This is a genomic window from Flavobacterium sp. (genome assembly GCF_043760115.1).
Classification (GTDB): Bacteria; Bacteroidota; Bacteroidia; order Flavobacteriales; family Flavobacteriaceae; genus Flavobacterium.
This window is the reverse complement of sequence record NZ_JAYUPK010000051.1, coordinates 1-8,586: the sequence shown is the minus strand read 5'-3', so window position 1 is coordinate 8,586 and position 8,586 is coordinate 1. Positions and strand designations below refer to the sequence as shown.

Annotated in this window: 9 protein-coding genes and 1 pseudogene; 3 read left to right on the top strand and 7 right to left on the bottom strand. The window is 28.2% G+C overall.

Annotation, left to right across the window (positions count from 1 at the left end):
* Nucleotides 1-237 precede the first annotated feature (237 nt).
* The 3 genes from ACH2BC_RS04455 (at nt 238) to ACH2BC_RS04445 (ending at nt 2,389) form a co-directional block, all read left to right on the top strand.
* Nucleotides 238-1,092: a carboxypeptidase-like regulatory domain-containing protein gene (locus ACH2BC_RS04455; RefSeq protein ID WP_395052782.1), complete on the top strand. Its 855-nt coding sequence runs from the start codon at nt 238-240 to the stop codon at nt 1,090-1,092.
* A 194-nt stretch (nt 1,093-1,286) separates the two neighbouring features.
* Nucleotides 1,287-1,850 carry an ExbD/TolR family protein gene (locus ACH2BC_RS04450; protein ID WP_395052781.1) on the top strand — a complete coding sequence of 188 codons (564 nt, stop codon included), beginning with the start codon at nt 1,287-1,289 and terminating at the stop codon, nt 1,848-1,850.
* Nucleotides 1,851-1,867: 17 nt separating this feature from the next.
* Nucleotides 1,868-2,389 carry a hypothetical protein gene (locus ACH2BC_RS04445; protein WP_395052780.1) on the top strand — a complete coding sequence of 174 codons (522 nt, stop codon included), beginning with the start codon at nt 1,868-1,870 and terminating at the stop codon, nt 2,387-2,389.
* A 238-nt stretch (nt 2,390-2,627) separates the two neighbouring features.
* Here the strand turns inward: ACH2BC_RS04445 and ACH2BC_RS04440 are convergent, their stop codons facing one another.
* From ACH2BC_RS04440 to ACH2BC_RS04410, 7 genes and pseudogenes are all read right to left on the bottom strand, one after another.
* Entirely contained in the window at nt 2,628-2,891 is a 264-nt protein-coding gene (locus tag ACH2BC_RS04440) for a hypothetical protein (protein ID WP_395052779.1), read from the bottom strand.
* 113 nt (nt 2,892-3,004) lie between these two features.
* Nucleotides 3,005-4,777 carry a 30S ribosomal protein S1 gene (rpsA, locus tag ACH2BC_RS04435; RefSeq protein ID WP_395052778.1) on the bottom strand — a complete coding sequence of 591 codons (1,773 nt, stop codon included), beginning with the start codon at nt 4,775-4,777 and terminating at the stop codon, nt 3,005-3,007.
* A 395-nt stretch (nt 4,778-5,172) separates the two neighbouring features.
* A complete protein-coding gene (locus ACH2BC_RS04430) occupies nt 5,173-5,337 on the bottom strand; it encodes a hypothetical protein (protein ID WP_395052777.1) in 165 nt (54 codons plus the stop codon).
* Nucleotides 5,330-5,791, bottom strand: coding sequence for a PIN domain protein (locus ACH2BC_RS04425; RefSeq protein WP_395052776.1), 462 nt, complete (start codon nt 5,789-5,791; stop codon nt 5,330-5,332). The genes ACH2BC_RS04430 and ACH2BC_RS04425 overlap by 8 nt, the downstream gene beginning before the upstream one ends.
* A 212-nt stretch (nt 5,792-6,003) precedes the next feature.
* Entirely contained in the window at nt 6,004-7,257 is a 1,254-nt protein-coding gene (locus ACH2BC_RS04420; protein WP_395052783.1) for a nucleoside permease, read from the bottom strand.
* A gap of 137 nt (nt 7,258-7,394) precedes the next feature.
* Entirely contained in the window at nt 7,395-8,081 is a 687-nt protein-coding gene (gene cmk, locus ACH2BC_RS04415) for a (d)CMP kinase (protein ID WP_395052775.1), read from the bottom strand.
* Nucleotides 8,082-8,091: 10 nt separating this feature from the next.
* Nucleotides 8,092-8,586: pseudogene (locus ACH2BC_RS04410) on the bottom strand (penicillin-binding protein); the annotation flags it as partial.

Genomic DNA, 8,586 nt, shown 5'->3' with positions numbered 1-8,586 from the left:
GTTGCAGAACAATCAGCAGATAGAAGATTTTGGGGTTGGGGTCCAATGTTTGGCGGACCATGTAAAGGTGGCGTTAGAATTATGTATCATACTTATTATGTTTTCGGAATACCAGTTGATACTGATCCTGTTTTAGCATTAGATGGAGTTAGTTCTTTACAAGAACCATGTGATTAAGTATAGTAATAAATAGAAAACAAATAAACTAAATTCAATTAAAGTTAAGACCAATTAATAATGAAAAAAACAATTTATTTATACATATGTCTTATTAGTTGGTCAAACTTTTGTTTGTCCCAAACTATTAGTATACAAAACAGTACTACTTTTGAAACAATATCTTTTGTAAATATATCATTAGAAAATGGTGAAGGAAGTTTTACATCTGATGAAAATGGAGTTTTCCAAATACCAATCAACAATAAAAGTAAAGGTTTGATTTTTAATGCCATTGGCTATGAAGAATTACAAATTGATATTGATAAAATAAAAAATCCAATTTTGCTAAAGACAAAGAGTATACTTTTGGAAGAAGTTGTAATTACAAAATCAAAAAAAAAAACTAGAAAAATTGGTAATATAAAGGGTGAAAAAACAGTACAAGTTTTACATGACTTAACAGATGATGAACTAAAACCTTGTATAATTGCAAAGTATTTTGATCTAAATAATGAAAATATTTTATTAAAAACAATAAAAATAAAAACAACTTCTACATCATTAAATCCTATAATAAATTTTAGAATATATTCAAAAGGTAAAGATAATAAACCTGATGAAATTATATATAATGAAAATTTATTTTGCACTGTAGAAAAAGGTGACCGAATAACAAAAATGGATTTATCAAAATTAGAAATTATTTTGCCTAATAATGGTTTTTTTATTGCAGTGGAAATATTAGTAACAGACAAAAATAAACAGGAAAGTAAATACACTTATAAAAATGTAGAGCATATTCATAAATTTTATTACCCTATTTTAAAAATGACACAAACAGATGAATATGTTGATACTTGGTACAACTCAGGAAAAAATTGGCAGAAAAACAATAATCTTTCATTGTTAATGGAGTTAGAAGTAGAAGAATAAATTAAAATTTGAAAACCGATGCAATTAATCAAGAACAAAAATAAATTATCAAAATATAAAAAAAATTAAGGCTTCCTGTAACAGCAGTTTCAAAAAATGGTAAGGCACGGAACTAATCAGAAATTGGAAAGGTTTTTTTAAATAATAGTTTTGATTATGTTTGAAAAGACTTTGTCTTGGTTCATCGCCACTTCATGAAGCCGCGAAACGTTATGGTAGAAAATAGCAACAGTTTTGGAAATTTAGACAAAAAACCTAGAAGTAAAAAAATAAAAAATAAAATAGATTTATCAGCAATGGTAAGCGTTTCTTTTTTATTGATTGTGTTTTTTATGGTTACAATTGAATTGGCAAAACCTAGAATAATGTCTTTGGGATTACCAGATAATAGTGTTATTTGCGGAACAACTTTTACTCATTGTGGAATGGATAACAGAAGAGTTATAACATTATTATTAGATGATAATGATAAAATTATTAGTTACAAAGGAACATTAAATTATCCAGAGCAAACTCCAGAAACTTTAAATTATAATACAAAAAGTATTAGAACGGAATTACTAGATTTAAAAAAAGAAGTTATTGAAGTTACTGGAAATAAAAACAGAGCTGCAATTGTTATAATAAAACCAAGTAAAAAATCTACTTACGGAAATCTTGTAGCTATTCTTGATGAAATGAATATAACTAATATTGAAACTTATGCAATTATAAATGATTTTACTGCTGAGGAAAGAAATTTATTGGCATTAAACTAATCACTAAAATTCTAATAATGAAATTTATTAAAATACTTTTTTTATTTGTATTTATACCTTCACATTCTCAGAATAATACCGAAGAGGAAAAATTTATAAGTTATTTTATTGAAAATGAACTACCAAAGAAAATAATTTATATAGAAATAATTGAACCCAATATTACAGAATATATTGTTGAAGATTTAAAATCTAATAAAGAACTTTTTCGAGATAAAAATAGCAACAATGATAATCTTCCTGAAAAAATTCAATTAACAGAAGATGAAACGAAGCAAACAATTAAAGAGATTTTAATTGGTAATGAAAATGGTTGGATGAAAAATAAACTTCCAAAAATGAAATATGTTTCTTATGAAAAATTAAAGTTAAATAAAAAACGTATTAACTTTTTTAGTTTTTCAAAACCTATTTTTTTAAGAAATAATTCAATATGTATTTTTTATTCTGGTAATTTAGATGGTGGAACATTAACTATCTATTATAAGTTGAAAGAAACTTGGAACTATTTTTCAAGCTTAACAGAATGGGTAAGATAATTTCAATCTTAAGATTATTTGATTTTTAAAGTTCTAGTTTTACTCAATACATAAATTCATAGCCCAGATGGAAATGAAAATCTTTTCTTGACTTGTTTTTTCAAGGCAAGAAAAATTGTAATGCACAGCTGGAATTACCATTGTAGAAATGCGTAAGCCAAACTGCTACTGATATCCATCAGTATAAATTCTAATAAAAAAACTCTCAATTTCTTGAGAGTTTATTATGAATATTATATTATTTTTTAAAGAAAACTAGTGCCAATGTTACTGCAACTTGACCAATCCAAAAGATAAACATCCATTTTATAATTTCTGCTTTTGTATCAGCTAATTTAACTTCAAGTTTTAATAAATCCTCTTTAGATGCAATTTTATCTATTTCTTTCTCGAAAGTTTTTTCTACTCTATTTTCTACATATTCAGTCAAAGCTTTGGCTTCACTTTCACCAAGCTTTACTTTTAAAATATTATACATATCTATACTAGAAATTGCACTCATAATTATAAATGTTTATACAAATTTATAAAAAAATCTTATTAATATAAAATAATAAGCAATAAAAAAAGCTCTCAATTTCTTGAGAGCTTTTAAATTAATAAGAATTAAGAGAATTATTTTCCTCCTTTTTCCATTTTAGCTTTTAATTCAGCAAGAATATCATTGTTGTCTCCAAGAGTTGAAGTTTGGTTGTTGCTGTTTGAACTTGCAACAGATTCTGATGCAGCTTTAACCGCTTTTTCTTCTTCTTCTCTAAAGATTGCAGTATGCGATGCCACTACTCTTTTAAATTCTTTATTGAATTCGATAACTTTGAAATCGGCAGCTTCGCCTTTTTTCAATTTTTTACCGTCTTCTTTTTCTAAGTGACGTGTTGGTATAAATGCAACAACATCATCTCCAAAATCTACAGTTGCACCTTTGTCTACAATTTCAGAAATTGTTCCGTTATGGATAGTTCCAACAGCAAAAGCATCTTCATGTTTGTCCCAAGGATTAGCAGTAGTTTGTTTGTGACCTAAAGATAATTTACGTCCATCAACATCTAATTCTAATACAACTACATCTAGTTTGTCTCCAACGTTAACAAATTCTGATGGATGTTTGATTTTTTTAGTCCAAGATAAATCAGAAATGTAAACTAATCCATCAATACCTTCTTCAAGTTCTACGAAAATACCAAAGTTTGTAAAGTTTCTAACAATTCCTGTGTGCTTAGAACCAACTGGATATTTAGCTGTAATATCTGTCCATGGATCTTGTGTCATTTGTTTAATACCTAAAGACATTTTTCTATCGTCTCTATCTAGAGTCAATACAACTGCTTCAACTACATCACCAACTTTTACAAAATCTTGTGCGCTACGTAAATGCGTAGACCAAGACATTTCAGAAACATGAATTAAACCTTCTACACCTTCTGCAACTTCAATAAATGCTCCGTAATCTGCAATAACTACAACTTTACCATTTACTTTATCACCAACTTTAAGTTCAGCACCAAGTGCATCCCATGGATGAGCGTTTAATTGTTTTAATCCTAATTGTATTCTTGTTTTTTCATCGTCAAAATCAAGTATTACTACATTTAATTTTTGATCTAATTCAAGAACTTCACTTGGGTGATTAATTCTAGACCAAGATAAATCTGTAATGTGAATTAATCCGTCAACTCCACCTAAATCGATGAAAACACCATAAGAAGTAATGTTTTTTACAATACCTTCTAATACTTGTCCTTTTTGTAATTGACCAATAATTTCTTTTTTCTGTACTTCAATATCTGCTTCAATAAGTGCTTTATGCGAAACTACAACGTTTTTAAATTCGTGATTAATTTTCACTACTTTAAATTCCATCATTTTGTTTACATATACATCATAGTCACGAATTGGTTTAACATCAATTTGCGATCCTGGTAAAAACGCTTCAATACCGAAAACGTCTACAATCATACCACCTTTAGTTCTACATTTTACGAAACCTGTAACAATTTCGCCAGTTTCATTGGCAGATATAACTCTATCCCAAGATTTAATTGTTCTAGCTTTACGATGAGATAATACAAGTTGACCTGTTTTATCTTCACGAATATCAATAAGAACTTCTACTTTATCTCCAACTTTTAAACCTGGATTGTAACGAAATTCGTTTAATGAAATTACACCTTCACTTTTTGCGTTGATATCAACAATAGCATCACGATCTGTAATTCTTACAACTACACCTTCTACTACTTCTTCTTGATCTGTTGAGATAAAAGTTTTAGTAACTAAATCTTCAAACTCTTGTAAGTTTTTTTCGTCAACAGCATCAATACCTTCAGAGTAATTGTGCCAGTTAAATCCGCTTAAAAAATCTTGTTGTTCTTTGTTTAATTCAGACATTCTGATAAAATTTGTATTTTGTTTTTCGTGAGTTTCTTTATTGCGATAGAAAAACAAAAGTGTTTTACATAAATAATTGATTTCCAAATGAAACTCTGCTCTGCAATTTGGACTGCAAAAGTAATCATTATTTGTGTATTTTCAAATAGTTTTTGTAAAAAAGAAAAGTAGATGGAAGTTGGGAGATTGAAGTTTAATTTGAAGCCAATGGTTTGGGCATTTCTAGTTATGTAATTCCTGCTTTACGTTTCAATCTCTGCGAGGATTTCCACTTCAATCAGGACTAAAGAGTTTTGTATTGAGTGAAAAGTTTGTAAAAATTGAATATTCTAAAGTTTTGGATTTAGATTAAACCTTAAAAAAATTACCCAAAATTTTATCGCCTTAAAGAAAATTTAAGTGATTGGTAAAATTGGTAATTTACGTAATTGGCGTTTATTAAGATATTCTTTAAATTGTGCAAAAGTCATACCGTCAGTTTCTTTAGCAATTTTTTCTTTTACTTCTCTAAAAAATTTGACAGTATCGAATTCTTTTTCTGTTTTATTTAATTTATTCATTTTTTATAATTTCTTTAGGTGAACGAATATCTAATTGTATGTGTCCGTTTTTCAAATTTACAGAATTATATCCACGTATTCTAAAAACATTTACAATATGTTTAAAATTCCAGCTTACTAAAAAATCAACTTTATTTATTGTAGCGCAAGCAATATGTCTACAATCGTCAATACTAGTTTTACCAACAACATTTTCATCAAGATAATGTTCTGCTAACTCATTAATTTCTTCTGTTATTTCAACAAACTCAGTGGTTAATTTTTCAATTTGCAAAAAGTGTTCTCTCACTTTAAGTGGTGCGTTTTCTAGTTCAAGTTCACATAAATCTGAATAAACACAAATTATCTCACCATTTTTAACCATTTCAAATAATAAATTGGTTTCAAGTTGAAACTCAGAGTCATAAATTCCGCCAAAAACTGATGTATCAAAATATAATCTTGGTATTTTCATATAACTTATTTAAAAAATTTTAATTACACTTTTACAATATGATTATTTTGCATTTTAAATCTCAATCTATATCTTGTTTCTCTAAAGGTATTCTAAAAATTTGACCATAAATTAAAATTTATATCAAAAATTGATCCGTTTTAAATTCGATTATTGCTTTAATCTGAATTGATAAAAATTAATGTGAAGTTATGTGAAATTGAGTGAAAATATTAATGATTTAAATTAGCTACATCACTTGGATTGTGTTTGTGTTTAAATAAAACAGCAAACGCAATTGCAACTACTAATGCATATCCTGCAAATGAAAGCCAAATGTTATGCCAATCTCTTGCTCCATTATGTGTAAAATAATTATCAATAACAATTCCGCTTAACAAACCTCCAAAGAAAGCTCCAAAACCATTACTCATCATCATAAATAAACCTTGAGCTGAAGATCTAATTCTAGAATCGGTAGTGGTTTCTATAAATAATGAACCCGAAATATTAAAAAAGTCAAATGCCATTCCGTATACAATACATGATGTAATTATCATCCACAATCCATCAGTAGGATTTCCGTAGGCAAATAAACCGAAACGTAAAACCCAAGCCAACATGCTAATTAACATTACTTGTTTAATTCCGTAACGTTTCAAGAAAAAAGGAATTGCTAAAATGAATAAGGTTTCAGAAATTTGAGAAATAGACATTATTATAGTAGAATATTTTACTACAAATGAATCTGCATATTGTGGTACTTTAGAAAATTCAGATAAATACACATCGCCATACATATTGGTTAATTGCAAAGCACCACCAAGAAACATAGAAAATATAAAAAACAATGCCATTTTATAAGTTCCAAAAAGTTTAAACGCATCCAAGCCAAGTTTTTCAACCAAAGTTGCATCTTTAGAAATTAATTTTTGAGGAGGACATTTTGGTAATGTAAAAGAGTAAATACCTAGAACTATTGCTGCAACTGCTGCGATGTAAAACATGTTAGCCGAAGCTTTATTATCAGTTAAATTGGTTAACCACATTGCTGCAATAAAACCAACTGTTCCCCAAACTCGTATTGGTGGAAAAACTTTTATTACATCAAAGTTATTATTTTTAAGAATATTGTAAGCAATAGAATTAGACAAAGAAATGGTTGGCATATAGCACAACATTGCAGCAAAAATTACATAATAAAATGTGGTTGGATTATCAACTTGTGGAATATAAAACAAAGCAATTCCGCCAAGAATATGCAAAATTCCATATAATTTTTCTGCATTTATAAATTTATCTGCAATTATTCCAGTTATTGCTGGCATTACAATTGAAGACAAACCTAGTGTTGAAAAAATGGCTCCAAATTCTGCTCCACTCCATTGTTTAGTACCAAACCAATAATTTGCAACTGTAATAAGCCATGCACCCCAAATAAAAAATTGAAGAAAACTCATTACCGTTAATCTGTATTTAATTCCCATAAAAGTTAAAATAGTATTAATAGAATGTAAATCTACTATTAAAATTGAAAAATGCAAATTTGTAATTCAAATAAGTGAGATTTAGAATTTTGATAATTGGAATTTATTTGGAATTTGGAATTTGCCATTTGAAATTTTTATAACAAAACCTCTTCCACCAATTCTAAAACCACTTTAAATTGTTCTTCTTTATTGAGATAAGAATTATCAATTTCTATTGCATCATTTGCCATTACTAAAGGAGAATCTTCTCTGTGCGTATCAATGTAATCTCGTTTTTGAACATTTTCTAAAACTTCTTCATACGTTACTTCATCGCCTTTTGCTTCAAGCTCATCAAATCTTCTTTGCGCTCGAGTTTCTGCGCTTGCTGTCATAAAAATTTTAAGTTCTGCATCTGGAAAAACAACTGTACCAATATCTCTTCCATCCATTACAATGGCTTTATTTTTTCCCATTTCTTTCTGTTGCTCTACCAATTTAGAACGCACTTCAGAAACTTCTGCAACCTTGCTAACAAAATTAGAAACTTCTAAAGTTCGAATTTCTTTTTCTACATTAGTATTGTTTAAAAACATTTCTGCAAATCCTAATTCAACACTAAATTCAAAATGTAATTTTATGGAAGGTAAAGCATTTATAAGTGTTTCTTTATCGAAAAAATCGTTAGAAATATAACCATTTTGCATAGCAAAAAATGTTATTGCACGATACATTGCGCCAGTGTCAACATACACATATCCTAAATGTTGTGCAAGCTGTTTTGCCAAAGTGCTTTTTCCTGTTGACGAAAATCCGTCTATTGCAATAGTAATAGTTTTCAAGTTTGTATGTTTATCGTTTATATGAATCGTCAGAAAAATTTATTGTAAGTCCAAAAAGACTTGTATTTCCTGCTAAAGTATATCTTGAATAAGAATAATTAAATTTCAATTTATTCATTTTTAATCCCAATCCTAAAGAAATTCCAGAAAAATTTCGCTGTTCTTCAATTCGCAATTCTTCGGCTCTTCTAAAATTATATCCAAATCTTAAATTAAAACCTTTTGTTGGAAACAACTCAGCGCCAATAACAACGTGACGTAAAGCATTGTTTAAAAACCCAACTTTTTCTTCTTTTGCAGCACCATCAATACTTCCAATTGCTCTGTTTGGATTGGAAAAACCAATTTTCCATTGTTGTAAATTTTCTAATGTTAAATGCCAGCGTATTGGAACATTTTCTACTTCTTGTGAAACTCCAACTAAAATTTCTAAAGGTAATTTTTCTTGAGTTCCAGCATAAGTTGTTATTTGAGTTCCAACATTTCTGACTACTAATGCCCAATT

Coding starts and splice junctions, on each gene's coding strand:
- ACH2BC_RS04455 (WP_395052782.1), top strand. CDS start 238: ATGAAAAAAACAATTTATTTATACATATGTCTTATTAGTTGGTCAAAC.
- ACH2BC_RS04450 (WP_395052781.1), top strand. CDS start 1,287: ATGAAGCCGCGAAACGTTATGGTAGAAAATAGCAACAGTTTTGGAAAT.
- ACH2BC_RS04445 (WP_395052780.1), top strand. CDS start 1,868: ATGAAATTTATTAAAATACTTTTTTTATTTGTATTTATACCTTCACAT.
- ACH2BC_RS04440 (WP_395052779.1), bottom strand. CDS start 2,891: ATGAGTGCAATTTCTAGTATAGATATGTATAATATTTTAAAAGTAAAG.
- rpsA (WP_395052778.1), bottom strand. CDS start 4,777: ATGTCTGAATTAAACAAAGAACAACAAGATTTTTTAAGCGGATTTAAC.
- ACH2BC_RS04430 (WP_395052777.1), bottom strand. CDS start 5,337: ATGAATAAATTAAATAAAACAGAAAAAGAATTCGATACTGTCAAATTT.
- ACH2BC_RS04425 (WP_395052776.1), bottom strand. CDS start 5,791: ATGAAAATACCAAGATTATATTTTGATACATCAGTTTTTGGCGGAATT.
- ACH2BC_RS04420 (WP_395052783.1), bottom strand. CDS start 7,257: ATGGGAATTAAATACAGATTAACGGTAATGAGTTTTCTTCAATTTTTT.